The 17,714-nt window shown below is 37.9% G+C and carries 16 protein-coding genes and 1 pseudogene; 13 read left to right on the top strand and 4 right to left on the bottom strand.

What is annotated here, in order from left to right:
- Nucleotides 1-4 precede the first annotated feature (4 nt).
- Complete coding sequence (locus tag GZ22_RS07295; protein ID WP_038560575.1) at nucleotides 5-550, bottom strand: TetR/AcrR family transcriptional regulator; 546 nt, start codon at nucleotides 548-550, stop codon at nucleotides 5-7.
- A 216-nt stretch (nucleotides 551-766) separates the two neighbouring features.
- Here GZ22_RS07295 and GZ22_RS07300 point away from each other — a divergent pair, with 216 nt between their 5' ends.
- From GZ22_RS07300 to GZ22_RS07340, 9 genes are all read left to right on the top strand, one after another.
- A complete protein-coding gene (locus GZ22_RS07300) occupies nucleotides 767-1,513 on the top strand; it encodes a carboxymuconolactone decarboxylase family protein (protein ID WP_038560579.1) in 747 nt (248 codons plus the stop codon).
- Nucleotides 1,514-1,549: 36 nt separating this feature from the next.
- Nucleotides 1,550-2,407, top strand: coding sequence for an aldo/keto reductase (locus tag GZ22_RS07305; protein WP_038560582.1), 858 nt, complete (start codon nucleotides 1,550-1,552; stop codon nucleotides 2,405-2,407).
- A gap of 72 nt (nucleotides 2,408-2,479) precedes the next feature.
- Entirely contained in the window at nucleotides 2,480-2,893 is a 414-nt protein-coding gene (locus tag GZ22_RS07310; protein ID WP_038560585.1) for a cupin domain-containing protein, read from the top strand.
- 244 nt (nucleotides 2,894-3,137) lie between these two features.
- The gene (locus tag GZ22_RS07315) at nucleotides 3,138-3,983 is read left to right on the top strand and encodes an aldo/keto reductase (RefSeq protein ID WP_038560589.1); all 846 of its coding nucleotides are present in this window, start codon (nucleotides 3,138-3,140) and stop codon (nucleotides 3,981-3,983) included.
- Between the two features lie 308 nt (nucleotides 3,984-4,291).
- Complete coding sequence (locus GZ22_RS07320; protein ID WP_038560592.1) at nucleotides 4,292-4,864, top strand: TetR/AcrR family transcriptional regulator; 573 nt, start codon at nucleotides 4,292-4,294, stop codon at nucleotides 4,862-4,864.
- Entirely contained in the window at nucleotides 4,864-5,205 is a 342-nt protein-coding gene (locus tag GZ22_RS07325; protein WP_038560596.1) for a DMT family transporter, read from the top strand. The genes GZ22_RS07320 and GZ22_RS07325 overlap by 1 nt, the downstream gene beginning before the upstream one ends.
- Entirely contained in the window at nucleotides 5,205-5,519 is a 315-nt protein-coding gene (locus GZ22_RS07330) for a DMT family transporter (protein WP_038560599.1), read from the top strand. Before GZ22_RS07325 ends, GZ22_RS07330 begins: the two co-directional genes overlap by 1 nt.
- Nucleotides 5,520-5,970: 451 nt before the next feature.
- Nucleotides 5,971-7,602: a catalase gene (locus GZ22_RS07335; RefSeq protein ID WP_038560601.1), complete on the top strand. Its 1,632-nt coding sequence runs from the start codon at nucleotides 5,971-5,973 to the stop codon at nucleotides 7,600-7,602.
- A 202-nt stretch (nucleotides 7,603-7,804) separates the two neighbouring features.
- The gene (locus GZ22_RS07340) at nucleotides 7,805-8,989 is read left to right on the top strand and encodes an MFS transporter (protein WP_038560604.1); all 1,185 of its coding nucleotides are present in this window, start codon (nucleotides 7,805-7,807) and stop codon (nucleotides 8,987-8,989) included.
- Between the two features lie 800 nt (nucleotides 8,990-9,789).
- On the opposite strand, the gene nspC is transcribed toward GZ22_RS07340, so the two are convergent.
- Both nspC and GZ22_RS07355 read right to left on the bottom strand, forming a co-directional pair.
- Nucleotides 9,790-10,917 (bottom strand): carboxynorspermidine decarboxylase, encoded by a 1,128-nt coding sequence (nspC, locus tag GZ22_RS07350; RefSeq protein WP_038560609.1) that lies wholly within the window; start codon nucleotides 10,915-10,917, stop codon nucleotides 9,790-9,792.
- Nucleotide 10,918: 1 nt separating this feature from the next.
- Nucleotides 10,919-12,151, bottom strand: a complete 1,233-nt coding sequence (locus GZ22_RS07355; RefSeq protein ID WP_038560612.1) for a saccharopine dehydrogenase family protein — start codon at nucleotides 12,149-12,151, stop codon at nucleotides 10,919-10,921.
- Between the two features lie 820 nt (nucleotides 12,152-12,971).
- On the opposite strand from GZ22_RS07355, the gene GZ22_RS07360 reads away from it, so the two are divergent.
- A complete protein-coding gene (locus GZ22_RS07360) occupies nucleotides 12,972-13,919 on the top strand; it encodes a bifunctional helix-turn-helix transcriptional regulator/GNAT family N-acetyltransferase (protein ID WP_038560615.1) in 948 nt (315 codons plus the stop codon).
- A gap of 152 nt (nucleotides 13,920-14,071) precedes the next feature.
- Here GZ22_RS07360 and GZ22_RS07365 read toward each other — a convergent pair whose 3' ends face one another.
- On the bottom strand, nucleotides 14,072-14,623 hold the full coding sequence (locus GZ22_RS07365) for a TetR/AcrR family transcriptional regulator (protein ID WP_038565761.1): 552 nt from the start codon (nucleotides 14,621-14,623) through the stop codon (nucleotides 14,072-14,074).
- A gap of 619 nt (nucleotides 14,624-15,242) precedes the next feature.
- Here GZ22_RS07365 and GZ22_RS19100 point away from each other — a divergent pair.
- From GZ22_RS19100 to GZ22_RS07380, 3 genes and pseudogenes are all read left to right on the top strand, one after another.
- Nucleotides 15,243-15,575, top strand: a pseudogene (locus GZ22_RS19100) (methyl-accepting chemotaxis protein); the annotation flags it as partial.
- Between the two features lie 11 nt (nucleotides 15,576-15,586).
- On the top strand, nucleotides 15,587-16,414 hold the full coding sequence (locus tag GZ22_RS18980; RefSeq protein ID WP_038560621.1) for a methyl-accepting chemotaxis protein: 828 nt from the start codon (nucleotides 15,587-15,589) through the stop codon (nucleotides 16,412-16,414).
- A 46-nt stretch (nucleotides 16,415-16,460) separates the two neighbouring features.
- Nucleotides 16,461-17,477, top strand: coding sequence for a 2,3-butanediol dehydrogenase (locus GZ22_RS07380; protein ID WP_038560624.1), 1,017 nt, complete (start codon nucleotides 16,461-16,463; stop codon nucleotides 17,475-17,477).
- The last annotated feature ends 237 nt before the right edge of the window (nucleotides 17,478-17,714 follow it).

Here is a 17,714-nt window from a genome sequence, read left to right on the forward strand (position 1 = left end):
GAATTTATAAATTCCTATCAAGCAACTGACCCATTTGCCTAGCAACAACATCAGCTGGTTCAGATAATCTGTTAGTGATCCAAGCCTCTACTATCTCTACGATGGCTGCTCCAAAGAATCTCAGTACTAAGTTTCTGCTTAATCCTTGATTAATCCCTTCAGTAAGATCTAAGTCGATATCCAATTCTTCTACCACGAATTCCAAAAAACTCTTGCGAAAAGCAGGTGCTCCTTTACTAGATAGCATTGTAGAAAAGAATGAATAATTCTGTTCAAAGTATTCAAACCAAATCATGTTGCCCTCTGCAAAAGTCAGTTCGGAAGCTGATTCGCACAGTTTCCTTAGTTCGTTGATATGTTCTTCAATCAGCTTATCCAATAAGTCAAATTTATCCATGTAATGATCATAAATGGTTCTTCGACCAACGTTTGCTCTATCGGAAATATCTTGAATTGTAATATGATCAAAGCTTTTTTCTGACATGAGTTCAATAAATGCATTTTTAATAGCATTTTGGGATTTCTGTACTCGTCTATCTATTTTAGGCATTGTTAATAATCACCAGACTTCCATAAAGTTGTCGTACAATTAGCATGACTTTGTGCAAAAACGCACAGATTTAGGGGTTTTGATTATTGTATGAAACTCTTAATCGTTCTATATTATACACATATGTGCGGTATCGTATCAATATACGGTTGTGAGCGCATTAAAATATCGAATATAAAAGGTAATAAAATACGGCATGATTTAGGAGGTTTAGCTATGGACCGTATTGAAAAAAGCAAGGAAAAGTTCAAGCAGCTATTTGGTGAAGGAGAAACTGCTGTGCAGGCTACTGATCCTGATTTTCAGGACATTCTAAGCCGTTTTATTTTTGGGGAAGTCTTTTATCAAGGTAACCTGATTGACAAACATCGGGAGTTGATTACTCTAGTTGTTCTTGCCACCAACCAAACATTGCCTCAACTAAAAGCACATGTAGATGCAGCTTTAAATATTGGTCTAACACCAATTGAAATCAAAGAGGCTGTTTATCAGTGTGTGCCGTACATTGGATTCCCTAAAACGCTAAATGCTATAAATGAAATCAATGATGTCTTTCAAGCGAAAAATATCATGTTACCTATTGAGAGCCAAAAAACAGTCAATGAAGATAACCGTCTGGAAAAAGGAATTGCTGTTCAATCAGAAATATTCGGTGATGTAATTGCAAAAATGCGGGAAAGTGCCCCAGATGATCAAAAGCATATTCAAGATTATCTCTCCGCTTTCTGCTTCGGAGATTTCTATACTCGGAAAGGGCTAGATCTGAAAACGCGGGAATTGTTAACTCTGTGTATTATCAGTGCATTGGGCGGTGCAGAAGGTCAAGTGAAAGCACATGTGCAAGGAAACAAGAATGTAGGAAATGACAAAGAGACATTGATTGCTGCTATCACTCACTGCCTTCCATATATAGGCTTTCCAAGGACATTAAACGCATTAGCTAGCGTAAACGAATTAAGGTAACGGACAAAATCTAAAGAATAACAAAGGAGTAGAATCATGATGAACGAAACTTACAAATTATCAAATGGTATCGAAATTCCGAAGTTAGGTCTTGGTACATGGCTCCTGGATGACGCGCAGACAGTGCAGGCGGTACGTGATGCGGTATCTATGGGATATCGTCATATTGATACTGCTCAGGCTTATATGAATGAAGCCGGTGTAGGCGAAGGAATTCGGTCTAGCGGTGTGACAAGAGAAGACCTTTTCATCACAACAAAGGTTGTTGCAGAAGCAAAAACCTATGATGCAGTTTCTCAGTCCATTGATGAGTCTTTAAAAAAGATGAAACTTAATTATATTGACTTGCTGATTATTCACAGTCCACAGCCATGGGATGAATTCCGTGATGATAACCGCTACTTTGAAGAAAATAAGGAAGCTTGGAAAGCAATGGAGGATGCTTATAAGAAAGGCAAGGTGAAGGCAATTGGCCTTTCTAACTTCTTGCAGGATGATGTGGAGAACATTCTTGCGAACTGTGAGATCAAACCTATGGTAAATCAAGTATTGGCACATATAAGCAATACTCCTATGGAATTAATTGAATTCTGCCAGAAGAATGACATCCTGGTAGAGGCTTATTCACCAATTGCACATGGTGCAGTTCTTGATAATGCAGAGGTGAAAGTGATAGCTGATAAATATGGAGTAACTGTTGCTCAACTTTGCTTGCGCTATGATATCCAGCTGGGTCTTGTAGTGATTCCTAAGACGGCAAATCCGGAACACATGAGAAATAATGCAGAACTTGATTTTTCAATCAGCGATGATGATATGGAAACATTAAAAAATATAGAGCTCATCAAGGATTATGGTGAACATAGCTTCTTCCCAGTATTTAGTGGAAAATAAGAATAGCAATAGAAATAGTAGTAGGAGTTAATTTACACAAGAACCAATGAAAATTTAATTGGAGGAATTAAGATGGCAAAACATGAAGAAGTGAAAAATGGCGTCATTTTCCCTGTGGGAGAAAAAAATGATGCATTTGCACAATTTTTCGTAGGACAAAGTTACCTTCAAACACTGGTTGCTGATCCTAAAGTGAATGTTGGGGTTGGGAACGTAACCTTTGAACCAGGTTGCAGAAATAACTGGCAAATTCACCGTGATGGGTTTCAAATTCTGTTAGTGACAGGCGGAGAAGGCTGGTACCAAGAAGAAGGAAAAACTGCGCAATTCTTAAAAGCTGGCGATGTTATCGTCACACATGATGGTGTAAAACATTGGCATGGAGCTACAAAGGATAGCTGGTTTGAACATATTGCAATAACTGCAGGTAAACCTGAATGGCTGGAATCTGTGAGCGATGAGTTGTTTGATTCATTGGAAGACTAAATAAAGAATGAGAACAGGCTGTTCACTGAATAAGTGTAAAGCCTGTTTTCTGATACAAAAATAAAAGTTTTCTAAGATTGCTCTTAACGGTCCTTCAAACATTATAGAAAGTAGAGCGAAATGCAAACTAATAGATTAATAATGTCTTACTAGGGGAAAATTACGAATCAATTCACTTGCCTTAGTGTAACGCGAATGCAGTAAGATTAACTTGTCTCAGGAATACATTTAGGAGGGATTTATGATGGAAACTATTACTTTATCAAATGGAATCAAGATGCCAATACTAGGTTTCGGGGTGTACCAAGTCGATGACCTTGAAGAATGTGAACGAGTGGTATCGGAAGCCATTGAAGTCGGATATCGCTCCATTGATACCGCTCAGGCATACGGTAATGAAGAAGCTGTAGGTAATGCAGTTCGAAAAAGCGGCATTGCTCGGGAAGAATTCTTCATTACGACAAAAGTTTGGATTTCTAATGCTGGTTATGAAAAAGCTAAAGCATCCATCGATGAATCTTTGCGTTTGTTGCAAACTAACTACATTGATTTACTGTTAATTCATCAGCCTTTTAATAATTATTACGGTACGTATCGTGCTATGGAAGAGTATTATAAAGCAGGAAAAATCAAAGCTATCGGGGTAAGTAATTTCTATCCTGATCGGTTCATCGATATCGCTCAATTTAGCGAAATCACTCCAATGGTTAACCAAGTGGAAACACATGTCTTCAACCAACAAAAGGAAGCACAAAAGATAATGGAGAAGTTCGGTACTCAAATCGAGTCCTGGGGTCCTTTTGCTGAAGGGAAAAATGATTTCTTTACTAATGAAACTCTAAAAGAGGTTGGGGAGCAGTATAATAAATCTGTTGCGCAAGTAGCACTGCGTTATCTCATTCAACGCAATGTAGTTGTAATTCCTAAAACGGTAACGAAAGAGCGCATGATCCAGAATTTCGATGTCTTTGATTTTGAATTAACAAATGAGGACATGAATAAAATTTCTCAACTTGATCAAGAACAAAGTTTGTTCTTCTCACATTACGACCCAGAAACTGTTGAATTCCTAACAGGTTTAGGTAAATAAAAATTTCATTAAATAACACTTAAACCTTCTTTAATGAAATATAGAATGCTTCCCTTGAGGTAAACAGTTAATTAACAATACTGTTGCTAAGGGAAGTTTTTTTGTGTTTCAATCAGCGGATTGCTAGGATTATCAATCCAGTTAAGTTTGGCACAACAGGTTACACTAATTTTTAACAGGAACGAACAGACCAATGAGGCTAACTAGAGATTAACATTATCTTTTAATTTTATTAATTTACATTTCGGTTTGACAAGATATTGGTATAGTGTTATTTTTACCTTACGACCGTTCGTAAGGGGGATATAATGAAATCTGATCAACTAATTGAAATAGCAAAAATTCATATTGCTAAAAGTGGATATGAAGGTGCATCGCTATCCACAATTGCTAGTGATGTAGGAATCAAAAAGCAGTCTATTTATTCGCACTTTAAAAGTAAAGAGGAACTTTTTCTGCAAGCCTTTCAAGATGCAGTGGAAAAGGAATTATTATTTGTTAAAAGATTTTTAGAAGATGATGAGGACATATCTCTTAAAGATTTATTGAATCAATTTATTAATGAGTACTTGGAGCGTTGCCAGAAGAATACAAATACAAGTTTTTATATTAGGAGTTCATTCTTTCCTCCAGTGCAACTCAGAGAATTAATAATAAAAGAAACATATAAATACCTTGATCAATTAGAGGACTTAATTGAATCGCTTTTTGAACAAAAATACGCAGTTGATTCAAAAGCTGCTGCAATAGCTTTTCTTACACTATTAGATGGATTATTTGTAGAGTTTTTGTACGGTACATCAGAGCGCTTAAAAGAGCGTACTGAAAAATCTTTGCTTGTGTACTGGCAAGGTATCCGTGCAATGAAGGGAGAATTTTAATGAATCGCGCTTGGTTTTTGGTTGTTATGGGGGCAGTATTAGAGGTAGGCTGGGTTACTGGACTAAAGCATTCCTACGATATACTTACATGGAGTGGAACTATAATCTTGCTTATTGCTTCATTCGTACTTTTTACTAAGGCAACTGCGGGACTGCCGGTTGGAACTGCATATGCAGTATTTACTGGTCTAGGTACAGTAGGAACAGTACTGTTAGAAATAGTGGCTTTTGGAGAACCATTTAAGCCTATGAAGATAATCTTGATTCTTGTCTTGTTAACTGGTGTTATTGGTCTTAAGTTAGTGACAGGAAAGCCGGAGAGAGAAGAGGTTGCTGCGTAATGTCGTGGATATTTCTTATATGTGCTGGAGCCTTTGAAGTTGTTGGAGTTACAGGTTTAAACATGATACGTCAAAAGAAGACTGTGTTAACGTTCTCCGTGTTTATATTAGGACTAGCCGCCAGTTTTACTTTCCTGAGCTTAGCAATGCAATCTTTACCAATGGGAACTGCTTATGCTATATGGACAGGAATAGGAACAGTCGGATCAGGACTTGTTGGCATCCTATTTTATGAGGAGTCAAAAAGTTGGAAACGACTGTTGTTTATGGCGATGGTGCTTAGTGCTGCAGTAGGTTTAAAACTTATTGGTTAAATGTATCTAAACTAAGGATATCCCTCCCCATTTTATCGAGAGCGGTATTTCAGTGTATGTAGTCTATTAGTGAATCAGGATAACATGTATGCAAAGATTACTTATCCCGAATGTTGATATTGAAGGACATCAGTTTTCAAAAGTTGGACAAAAAGCCATAAACGCTTGAAGTGACTACGGAAAATAAATAGGAGTAATTTAAAAGACTGTACACCAATTTGGTATACAGTCTTTTTTAAAATAATACGTGTTAGTACTTCAAGTTTTACGTTTAATTTTTATAAGAACTGGGGAAATTAGAATTGTCTTTAATTAGGTGTTTATAACGGAAAGATCAACTTATTGTAATGATTACAATTGAATAATTTATATTAAATAACAAGTATAATAATTGAAGATTCTAAATTAGAATGTTAGAATTATTTCGAATAATCTAAGGAGGTACACCAATTTGGCTGAGAATAAGGATAAAAATGTCGAAAGAAAAACGTTAACTACGAGACAGGGGCATCCAGTTACAGATAATCAGAATATCCGTACGATTGGTGACCGTGGTCCAGCAACACTTGAGAATTATCATTTTATCGAGAAGATTTCCCATTTTGATCGGGAAGAAGTTCCAGAGCGAGTTGTACACGCTAGAGGTGCCGGAGCATTTGGCTACTTCGAAACGTACGGAAAAGTAGGAGACGAGCCTGTAGAGAAGTATACAAGGGCAAAAGTCTTTTCAGGTAAAGGTAAGAAAACACCATTAATGGTTCGTTTCTCTACTGTAGCAGGCTCAAAAGATTCGCCGGAAACAGAGCGGGATCCTCGTGGATTTGCTGTAAAAATGTACACAGAAGACGGTAACTGGGACTTGGTTGGTAACAACCTTAAGATTTTCTTTATCCGTGATGCGATGAAGTTCCCAGATATGATTCACGCATTTAAAGCAGATCCAGTATCAAACGTTCCGAACCCGCAGCGCATGTTCGACTTTGTTTCACGTTCTCCGGAAGCAACACATATGATTACATTCTTATTCTCACCATATGGTATACCTGCAACGTACCGTCATATGCAAGGTTCAGGTGTTAATACGTATAAATGGGTAAATGACAAGGGTGAGGCTGTCCTTGTGAAGTATCACTGGGAACCAAAGCAAGGCATCCGGAATCTGACCCAAGAAGAAGCTAATTATATTCAAGGTAAAAACACTGGCCATGCCACACAGGATCTGTTTGAAGCAATAGAGCAAGGAGATTATCCTGAATGGGAACTGTTTGTACAGATCATGGAGGATGACTACCATGAAGAACTGGATTTTGATCCTCTAGATGATACAAAACTATGGCCAGAAGATAAATTCCCGTGGCTGCCAGTTGGAAAGATGGTCTTAGACCGCAATCCAGTCGATTATCATGCAGAGATCGAACAAGCAGCATTCGGCACAGGAGTGCTTGTCGATGGAATGGACTTTTCTGATGACAAAATGCTGCAAGGACGTACATTCTCCTATTCCGATACGCAGCGTTACCGTGTAGGGGCAAACTACTTGAAACTGCCGGTCAATGCACCAAAGACACAGGTCCAGACCAATCAGCATCGTGGTCAAATGGATATCCGCGACCCGAAAGAGTCCGGCGATAATCCGCATATCAATTATGAACCATCCATGCTGGGCGGTTTACAGGAAGCGGATAAAGGAGAGCGTCCGCAGCATCGCCCTACGTTTAATGCAGCAGCAATGAGCGCTCCAATCGATCGTCCGAATAACTATGGACAAGCAGGCGAAACGTATCGCAGCTTTGAAGATTGGGAGCGAGACGAGTTGATCAATAACTTATCCAATGCGTTAGCAGTGTGTGATGAATCGATTCAAAGCGCCATGATTGAACACTTCACACAAGCAGATAAAGAGTATGGCCGCCGTGTGAAGGAAGGCATTGAAGCGAAGCTGAAAGAAATCAAAGAAAACAACGAGGAAGCTAAGCTTCCTGGACGTGAAGCAGGAAAAACTAAATTCGGACAAGGTTCACTAGCTGCCAATGAAGCAACGGATGAAGCAGTGGAAAAAAGTCGCGAATCAGACCAATATTAAGAAATACTTTATACGCGAAAGGCTGTCAATTATGACAGCCTTTTTGTATGCACCTTCTTAGGCTTCCTTGGGTTAAAACTATTAGGAATTTACAATAATTTCGGTAGTTTCCTTTATTATTCAATCTTTATTATGACATATTATTTAGGTTGATATAAAATATAGAAGAGGAGAGATTATATATATAAAGAAGGTGCATTAATTGGAAGCTTCTCAGTCATCAGCTCAACAACAAGAGCCCCTCTATCGCCGGGCTATCTTTACGTTTAGCGGTTCTCATTTCTTAAATGATTTAGTAACAACAGGTATGGTGCCTGCTTTAGTTATACTTTACAAGCATGCTTTTGAATTAAACTATACCCAATCCACTTTAATTGTTTTATTGTCTTATTTGACTTCGTCTGTTTCTCAGCCGCTTTTTGGAATGATTGCAGATCGAAAGCCTCGTGTATGGTTATTACCAGCAGGGGTATTCTGTTCAATTATGGGTCTGGCTCTAACAGGAATCGCCCCATCATTACCTTGGCTTCTTTTATTTATTTCAATCTCAGGGCTCGGTTCAGGAGCATTTCACCCAGAGGCCTCCAGAGGAACGCATTTGGCATCGGGATCAAAGAAAAGCTTGGCTCAGGCAATATTCCAGGTAGGGGGAAACGCTGGACAGGCATTTGGCCCTTTAATTGTGTCTGTATTCATAACCTATACTGGGATAAAAGGACTTCTTTGGCTTATACCAATAGCGTTCATCTCCTTGCTTATTACTGTTCAAATACTACCTTGGTTAAAAGAGGAATTAATAATTACTCAGCGTCATAAGACGACCCAAAAAGTAAAAGGCGCAAATAACTATCTAGGAGCTAGCTTGCTTTCTTGTATCATTATACTCAGATCTTGGTGTCAAATTGGAGTGGTTGTCTTTTTGCCATTTTTCATGGACTCTCTTTCTGTACAGCAGGCAGAAATACTTAGCTTCGTATTTGTGGGAGCAGGGGCACTAGGTACCTACTTAGGAGGAGTGTGGGCTGATAAGATTGGTACAAAACAATTGCTTATTTTGTCTATGCTGATTGCTACACCGTTCGCGCTCATCTTTCCACATGTTCATGGTGTTTTATCAATTATTGTTTTATTGTTCTTCGGATTCAGTGTGTTGTCTTCGTTTTCTGCAAGTGTAGTCTATATGCAGCGTATGCTGCCGCAAAGTATAGGGCTTGCATCCGGACTTGCTATCGGTTTTGGTGTTGGAGCTGGTGGAATTGGCTCTGTTTTCATGGGCGGTATTTCGGACGCTTTTGGTGTTTCTACAGTATTCACCATTCTTTCATTTCTTCCGTTAGTGGGTGCAATTATAGCTTTCTTTTTACCTAAATATCAAGAGCAGTTGTGAATAGAAAATCAATAAAAGTCACTTAAAACATTGAAAAGATTAATTGCTATTATTTCAGTTAAATGTACATCTAATATTAATTTATTGTGCAAAGCTAATCTTTAGAGTAAGAAAAAAAGAAGGGGAACCGAAAATAGGTTGCCCTTCTTTTTTTGTCACAAATTGATTATGGAACTATATTGGAGAGGGTTGAAACACCTTTTTTTATGAAAATGTCGTGCACCGCAGCCGAACAAGTTTCAATATCTTTAAATAAATCAATAAGACCAGTCGAAGTGTTTTCTATACGAAATCCACCGGTAAATTTAGAATAACTGAGTATATATTCATCAAAAGAGTGTGTTATATTAACATCTTCATAATGAATCAGAAACTCTAATGCCTTCTTAATGTCATGGGTGAGCATAATGTTCCCCTTTCCATTAAAGGTGACTCTTGGAGTTCTGATGAGTAAAAAGCCAACAATAATTTAGGTTTTACCTCACTGTAACATACATTAAGGTAAATAGCTTTAATTAAAATTTGAAAGACTGTATATTTATCCCATTAGTTGGCGGTGTTGAGATCTACAGCTTAGCGCACGATCTCGTCATATGAGTACCTCTGCTCTCAGAAAGGTATCTTAGTATCCAGGTATTATAGAAGTAGACCTTAGGTTTCGCTCATATTTAACTGGCTAGTTATATGAGAAAACCGGATTCTTCTTTCAGAATCCGGTTTTTAAAGCATCTCTACTTGAATGGTCCGATTTATAAAAAATCAGCATTCCTAAAGATGTGAAGTATGAAATTATAATTGAATCAAGCTAATCTCATCTTAAAGTCTTGATAGCCAAACTCGCGTACGACTTGGCAATCGCCATCTTTATCTCGTACAGCTATGGCAGGTAGCGGCATGCCGTTAAATGTGTTGGTTTTTACCATGGAGTAGATAGCCATATCTCCAAAGACTAGTCTATCGCCGCTTTTTAATGGCTGATCGAAAGAATAATCTCCAATTACATCGCCTGTAAGGCAGGTTTGCCCGCCAAGTCGATAAGTAAATGGCTTTTCACTAGTTTCGCCTGAACCAAATAGAGGAGGGCGGTATGGCATTTCCAATACATCAGGCATATGACAAGTTGCTGAAGTGTCAAGAATGGCAATTTCCATTCCATTTTTATGAATATCAAGGACAGAAGTGATCAGATAGCCTGCATTTAGTGCAATGGCTTCTCCTGGTTCAAGATATACTTCTAACCCATATTTATCCTGCATCCTTTTGATACAAGATTCTAGTCTTGGAATATCATAATCTTCTCTCGTGATGTGATGACCACCGCCGAAATTGATCCATTCCATTTGTGGTAGCCATTGGCCGAATTTTTCTTCCACCGCATCTAGAGTTGTCTCTAAGTCGTCCGAATTTTGCTGGCAAAGGGTATGGAAGTGTAGTCCAGAGACGCCTTCAAGCAAATCTTGAGAAAAATCTTCCTGTTTCGCACCAAATCTGGAACCTGGCGCACAGGGATCATAGATGTCATGACCATCTTGTGTAGAGCATTCAGGATTGATGCGCAAGCCAACTTTCCTGCCGGCTTGAAGCGCCTTATCTTTGAACTTTTCCAACTGGGAAAAGGAATTGAAGATAATATGATCACAAATGGATATGATCTCATCGATTTCATCTTCACGATAGGCAGGGGCAAAGACATGATTTTCTTTGCCCATTTCCTCGTAACCGAGGCGAGCTTCGTAAAGGCCACTCGCTGTTGTGCCGCTTAAATATTTTCCAATTAAAGGGTACATTGTTGTCATGGAAAAAGCTTTTTGTGCCAACACAATTTTTGCTCCTGTACGCTGCATAACACCATTAAGGATTTTAAGATTTTTTTCTACAAGGTCTTCATCAACTACATAACAAGGGGTTGGTAATTCTTCAAACCGCATGTTAACGTACTGACTCCTGCTCTTTTGCAGCTGAATCATCGACAAGCACAGGGTTGAAATCTTCTACCCATGGAAGGCCCCATTTGTTCAACTCTTCCATGAATGGATCGGGATCAAACTCTTCGATATTAAACACACCTGGTTTGTTCCACTTACCAGTAAGGATCATAGCTGCGCCAATCATAGCGGGAACGCCAGTTGTGTAGGAAACAGCTTGAGAACCAACTTCTTTATAGCACGCTTGGTGATCACAAACATTGTATACATAATAAGTTTTGTCTTGGCCGTCTTTTTTACCTCTGAAAATACAGCCGATGTTTGTTTTGCCAACTGTACGTGGTCCAAGTGTTGATGGATCTGGTAATACAGCTTTTAAGAATTGAAGCGGAATAATTTGTTTGCCTTCAAACTCAATCGGTTCAATAGAAGTCATACCTACATTTTCAAGAGCCTTCAAATGTGTAAGGTAGCTTTGACCGAAAGTCATGAAGAAACGAATACGCTTGATACCAGGAATATTTAGAGCAAGAGATTCAAGCTCCTCATGGTAAAGCAAGTACATATCTTTTTTACCAACTTCAGCAAAGTCATACTCACGCTTGATTTCCATTGGCTCAGTTTCAATCCACTCGCCATTTTCCCAATATCTTCCGTTAGCAGAAACCTCGCGAATGTTGATCTCTGGATTGAAGTTCGTTGCGAAAGGATAGCCATGGTCTCCGCCATTACAATCAAGAATGTCGATATATTCGATCTCATCAAAGTAATGTTTAAGTGCATATGCAGAAAACACACCTGTTACGCCTGGGTCAAAACCGCTGCCTAATAGAGCTGTAATTCCTGCTTTTTCGAAACGCTCGCGGTATTCCCACTGCCATTTATATTCAAATTTAGCTGTATCCTCTGGCTCATAGTTTGCTGTGTCCATATAGTGTGTTTTTGTTGCAAGACAAGCATCCATAATCGTTAAATCCTGATAAGGCAAAGCCAAGTTCATTACGATATCCGGTTTTACTTCTTCAATTAGAGCAATTAGCTCATCTACGTTATCTGCATCTACTTGTGCAGTGGTGATTTTTGTTTTACCGCCATCTAATTTAGCCTTTAAATCATCACATTTAGATTTTGTACGGCTTGCGATACAGATTTCTTCAAATACCTCGCTATTTTGAACTGCCTTGTGGACAGCGACTGATGCCACGCCGCCAGCGCCAATAATAAGTGCTTTACTCATTCTTTTGTCTCCTAACTAAGATAGATTTTTTCTAGCAAAGAAGAATACCGAAACAACCAAGAGTACATGACACTTACTTATCTACAGGAAAAGAATACCTTGATGTAACTCCCTTAAAACAAAAAAGCAAGTGTCAAATACGCATAACCGCGCATCACACTTGCTTTAGATATAATTATCAATATTAAAATAGCATAGTAATTCCATAACAAAAGCAGTTCAATTAAACTGAGTCTTTTGCAAGAAAGCTTTTTAATATTCAAGAATATATCAAAAGGATCAGAGTCTAATAGCAAATAATTACTTTTACCACTCTTATTGACCGTTTCACAAGTTGATGTGCAGATGATGCACTGGTTGTAAAGTAACCAACTTATAAAATTTGAGCTTCTAACTCAATCAATAGGGCAACTAAAGTTGCCAATCGGCATTTGACCCGGCTGTCCGTATGGCCCTTAAACTTCTCTTTAAGAGAGAAGTGGTCAAAAATTATCTGCTTGGAAAGATCCAGATATATTGAATAACAGCTTTCCAAATAATGCACCTATTATACTAACACATACAAATTATATAGCAATAGACAAATTTTCTTATATTCTTTAAAAATTAGACGAAAAGTGCGTGACTGTATACAGAAGACATCTGCAATATTTTCGAAAACTTTCAAAAGTAGTTTAGACAATGCACAAAAATACAGACTTTTTTCAAAATTAAACTTAGCGTTAGTGAACGATTCCTCTCATAGCATTTATAACAATAGTTGACTTAAGCAACTATAAAATATATTATATGAACATTCATTTACTATGGGGGGTTAATAATGAAAAGAATGCATTACTTAGATAAGATCCGTGCTTTTAATAGGTATTATGCAAATGTGTTAGGTAAAATTGATCAAGAAATATACAATCCATCTCTACCTTTAACAGAAGCGAGGGTTGTTACAGAGGTACATATGAATAGTGGCTGTACTGCTACTGAAATACGGGAGAAGTTAGGTATTGATCGTGGATACATGAGTCGGATTGTTCAACAATTGGAAAATGAAGATATCCTTAAAAAAGAACAGTCTACAAAAGACAAACGTCAGTATGCTTTATATCTTACAAATCATGGAGAAAAGATTTACACAGACTTAGCTGAAAAGGGCAGACGTGGCATTGAAAAAATCACTGAGCATATCCCTGATAGAGATTTAACCGACCTAGTTGCAGCTATGGAAACTATTCAATCTATAAATTCAAAGACTTATGGAGAAAAGGAAGTTGTCATTCGTCCATTTCAACCTGGAGATGCAGGATTTGTTGCACAATTACATGGAGAGTTTTACAAACAAGAATATAATTTTGGATCTATCTTTGAGTATTATGTACTGAAGGGCATAAGTGAATTTATTCTTGATATAGATGGCAGTCAGCTTTGGATTGCAGAAGTGGATGGAGAGAAAGTCGGTTCCATCGCTGTAGGGAAGACCAGTGATTCAATTGCACAGATAAAATGGTTTATTCTAAATGAAAATTCTCAAGGCTTAGGACTAGGCAAAAGGTTAATGAATACCGCAATGAATTTCTGTAAAGAGAGTGGTTATAAGCATGTATATTTATGGACTTTCAGCAAATTGGTTGCAGCACGTCACCTTTATAATAAATTTGGTTTTACGTTAACTGAGGAAAAACCAAATGAGGAATGGTCGGATAAGAAAGAAAGAATCATTGAAGAGCGATGGGATATTGATCTTACAGTTACAGAATTAGTAACTGTTCAGTAAAAGATTTATGCCTTCTGCATAATAAGTTCTTTAAGAGATACAAAAAGTCGATAGGTTTGATCCTCGTTCATTAAAGTGGACTTTTAATTGATCAATTGAAAAAAGTGAAGCAGCTTTTTAAGCAGCTTCACTTTTGTTTTTCAAAAAAAATCTTATAAAATCCTCTCCAACAAAATTCCCAAATCCTTTGCCAATGACTGAGAAGTAGAAGTCATTCCTTCCTTTAACCATGTCTCCAATACACCTACATATGCATTTGAAGCAAATTCTACGATAATATCATCGCTCAAACCCTTATTATTTACGTTTGATCCTTCCAACTCTTTTTTAAACCCATCTCTGGCATACTTTAAAAATTTGCTACGGAAAGAAGGTGCTGCTGCTTTACTTGTCAACATCGTCGAAAAGAATAAAGAATTATCTTCAAAGTATTTGACGTAGATTAAAATTGCATCTTCCCATTCCTCTTCACATGCCCATATATCCATTTCTGTGAGAGTTTGGATATGCTGATCAATCAACTTATCTAGTAAATCGTATTTATCTAAATAATGCAGATAGATGGTACTACGATTCAAGTTTGCTCTATCCGATATATCTTGAATAGTTATAGCTTCGAATTTTTTTTCATTCATGAGCTCTAGAAATGCTTTTTTAATCGCATCTTGAGTCTTGGCCACTCTTCTATCTACTTTTCCACTTATATAAAACCATTCTACAAATTGTGACAAAATCAGACTTTTTTTAGTGAAGCGCTTCACATTATAGTACTTCTGACCGATATGTATATAGAAGAATACATACGGAGGAGCTTGTTTTATGAATTCTACGATTCAGGCAGTAGTCAATATTGCCCCCATTATAAAAGATACACTAGGCCCGACAGCTGCTATAGGTGTAATGGATACAGAGAAGTTTGTCTATTTTGCTCCATCAACTCTTTTGAAGCTAGACGTTGAAGCAGGAAAAACAAGACTAGATGAACATGAGGTTTATCTGCGAGCAATCAAAGGGGAACACATTATTTCCAAAACCGAGGATCCTGAAGTTTTCGGTGTACCAGTCGTAACTTCCATAACGCCTATTCGGGATAAGGAAACAAACGAGATCGTTGGTCTTTTGTCTTTATCTCGGACTTTGGAGCATCAAGAGAAGCTGGATAAAGAGCTTAACAGACTGAATGAGGTCATCGATGCATTGCAAGGTAAGGTACAGCATGTAGCTGCACAAGCAGAGGAACTTTCTGCTACTAGTAGTGACATTAACCAGCAAGCGAACAGTGCAAACCAAAACTCCCGCCAAATAGGCGAAGTGGTTCAATTAATTGAACAAATTTCCACACAGACAAACCTTCTTGGATTAAATGCAGCCATCGAAGCAGCTCGTTCTGGCGAAGCAGGAAAAGGCTTCGGCGTCGTGGCGGATGAAATCCGTAAACTTTCCGATAATACGAAGGAAGCAGTGCAAACTATCGGGAAATCCTTAACAGAGATAAGATCCAGCATTGAAAATCTGACACTCAGCATTAGTGAAGTCTCTACTTCATCAGAGGAACAGTCTGTTGTCATGGTCGAATTCATGAATGACATTCAAGCTTTGGACGAAAAGAGCAAACAAATCATTGAAACAATGAAGAAAGTAACTAATCAGGAATAGGAGATTACAATATGCATCTTACACTACAAGCATTGGTCAAATTAGCACCTGAAATCAAAAAAAACCTTGGTGAAAATTGTGCTGTTGTCGTTACTGACACAGAGAATTTTATCTTTTCTTCCCAGTCGAAAGACTTTGACTATAGCGTTAATGTCGGCGATTTTGCTTTTTCTGAGGATAACGATATACTACGTCAAGCACTTCATGGAGAAAAGGTACAAATACATATTCCAAAAGAGCGTTATGGTGTTGGTATGCAATACTCCGCTAATCCTATACGTGATGAAAACGGGGAGATTGTCGGTGTATTCCAAATCACCAAAACCTTAAAAGACGAAGAGATTCTTGATAAAGAGCTGGATGAATTACGCACCATTGTCAGCAGTCTGCAAGGAAAAGTACAACAAGTTGCAGCGCAAGCTGAGGAGCTTTCTGCTACGAGCACAGATATTAATGGTCAAGCCGCACATGCAAATGAAAACTCCCAGGAGATTAGTAAGGTTGTTCAACTGATTGAAGATATTTCAACACAGACGAACTTATTGGGCTTGAATGCAGCTATTGAAGCAGCCCGCTCTGGTGATGCTGGCAGAGGATTCGGCGTCGTGGCAGATGAGATTCGAAAGCTATCTATTGGAACGAAGGAAGCAGTCGGTACGATTGGCCAGTCACTTCAAGAAATCCAGAACAATATGGAGAATTTGACATTGAGCATAGGGGAAGTATCCACTGCATCGGAGGAGCAATCCCGTGTAATGGTGGAGTTCATGGAAGACATACAAAATCTTGATGAACAAAGCAATGATATTGGACAATACATCAAAGACATTACAAACTAATAGAGACTAGGACATAACTAGTTAATTGAAAAAAGGGGATAATACGATGAAATCTTTAGTATATTACGGATCGAAAAACGTAAAGGTTGAAAATATTACTGAACCAGAAGTGTCCAAGGATACGGTTAAAGTAAAAGTTAAGTTCGCAGGTATATGCGGTACTGATTTACATGAATACCTACATAAGACCTTTGTAACAGAAGATAAAATGATTTTAGGTCATGAGTTTACAGGTGAAATTGTTGAAGTGGGTGACAATGTAACGAAATTTAAAGCTGGTGACAGAGTAGCCGTTGAACCTATTTGGGGATGTGGCGAGTGTGATACCTGCAAAACAGGAAACTATAATATATGTCCTGATATGAAATCATACGGAATTCATGAGAATGGTGGATTTGCGGAATACGTTGTAGTAAAAGAAGCGAATGTGTTTACACTACCTGATACACTCAGCTATGAATTGGCAGCTTTAGTAGAACCACTCGCTGTTGTGTTGCAGGCAATCAGAAAAAGCAAATTTAAAATTGGAGACAGTGTCGCTCTCTTTGGTGCAGGACCGATTGGATTGCTATTATCAGAGAGTTTGAGAGCAGCAGGAGCAAGTAAAATTTTTGTTGCTGAAGTTAGTGAAGAACGCAGGGAATTAGCATTGAAAATGGGTGCAGACATAGTAATAAATCCAGCAGAAGAAGATGCTGTTCAAATTATTAAAGATAATACAAATGGCGGTGTGGACGTTTCATTTGATGTTGCCGGAGTGGAAGCTACCTTCAATCAATCTCTTGATTGCATAAAACCTAATGGGGAATTCATGATTGTCAGTGTCTTTGCCAATCCAGTTAACTATCACCCTACAATGCAAGTAGTCAGTGAGAAAAAAATCAATTCTTCACTCGGTTACAATAATATCTTTGCCCAAGCAATTGATTTGTTAGCAAAAGGATCATTGAATGTTGAACCAGTTATTACTAGTATTATAGCGTTAGATAACATTGTGGAAGACGGGTTTGAAAAACTAATAGGGGATAAAAATGAATGTAAAATTTTAGTTCGTCCGAGCTAATCAATGTAAGCAGCAGATTTTATCTGCTGCTTATTTCGATTTCATATACCATATGATTTACTATAATAAATATCGAAATAGCTAAAAGCTGTTCACTTATTGGTGTTCAGCTTTTTTACATTCCCTGAACACTATTTATCTAAATAAACATTAGACTCTTGCCAAGATTATAGATTGATGTTTGACGTCCATTGTAAGTGTATTGTCAGGTAATGCTAATTACATAACTAGATAATA

The sequence above is a fragment of the Terribacillus saccharophilus genome (genome assembly GCF_000725365.1).
GTDB classification, from domain to species: domain Bacteria; phylum Bacillota; class Bacilli; order Bacillales; family Amphibacillaceae; genus Terribacillus; species Terribacillus saccharophilus.

What these genes read in the sequence shown, in the direction of transcription:
- GZ22_RS07330 (WP_038560599.1), top strand. Translation starts at nt 5,205, where the DNA reads ATGTCGTGGATATTTCTTATATGTGCTGGAGCCTTTGAAGTTGTTGGA.
- GZ22_RS07295 (WP_038560575.1), bottom strand. Translation starts at nt 550, where the DNA reads ATGCCTAAAATAGATAGACGAGTACAGAAATCCCAAAATGCTATTAAA.
- GZ22_RS07310 (WP_038560585.1), top strand. Translation starts at nt 2,480, where the DNA reads ATGGCAAAACATGAAGAAGTGAAAAATGGCGTCATTTTCCCTGTGGGA.
- GZ22_RS07355 (WP_038560612.1), bottom strand. Translation starts at nt 12,151, where the DNA reads ATGAGTAAAGCACTTATTATTGGCGCTGGCGGCGTGGCATCAGTCGCT.
- GZ22_RS07360 (WP_038560615.1), top strand. Translation starts at nt 12,972, where the DNA reads ATGAAAAGAATGCATTACTTAGATAAGATCCGTGCTTTTAATAGGTAT.
- GZ22_RS07325 (WP_038560596.1), top strand. Translation starts at nt 4,864, where the DNA reads ATGAATCGCGCTTGGTTTTTGGTTGTTATGGGGGCAGTATTAGAGGTA.
- GZ22_RS07305 (WP_038560582.1), top strand. Translation starts at nt 1,550, where the DNA reads ATGATGAACGAAACTTACAAATTATCAAATGGTATCGAAATTCCGAAG.
- GZ22_RS07300 (WP_038560579.1), top strand. Translation starts at nt 767, where the DNA reads ATGGACCGTATTGAAAAAAGCAAGGAAAAGTTCAAGCAGCTATTTGGT.
- GZ22_RS07380 (WP_038560624.1), top strand. Translation starts at nt 16,461, where the DNA reads ATGAAATCTTTAGTATATTACGGATCGAAAAACGTAAAGGTTGAAAAT.
- nspC (WP_038560609.1), bottom strand. Translation starts at nt 10,917, where the DNA reads ATGCGGTTTGAAGAATTACCAACCCCTTGTTATGTAGTTGATGAAGAC.
- GZ22_RS07320 (WP_038560592.1), top strand. Translation starts at nt 4,292, where the DNA reads ATGAAATCTGATCAACTAATTGAAATAGCAAAAATTCATATTGCTAAA.
- GZ22_RS07315 (WP_038560589.1), top strand. Translation starts at nt 3,138, where the DNA reads ATGGAAACTATTACTTTATCAAATGGAATCAAGATGCCAATACTAGGT.
- GZ22_RS18980 (WP_038560621.1), top strand. Translation starts at nt 15,587, where the DNA reads ATGCATCTTACACTACAAGCATTGGTCAAATTAGCACCTGAAATCAAA.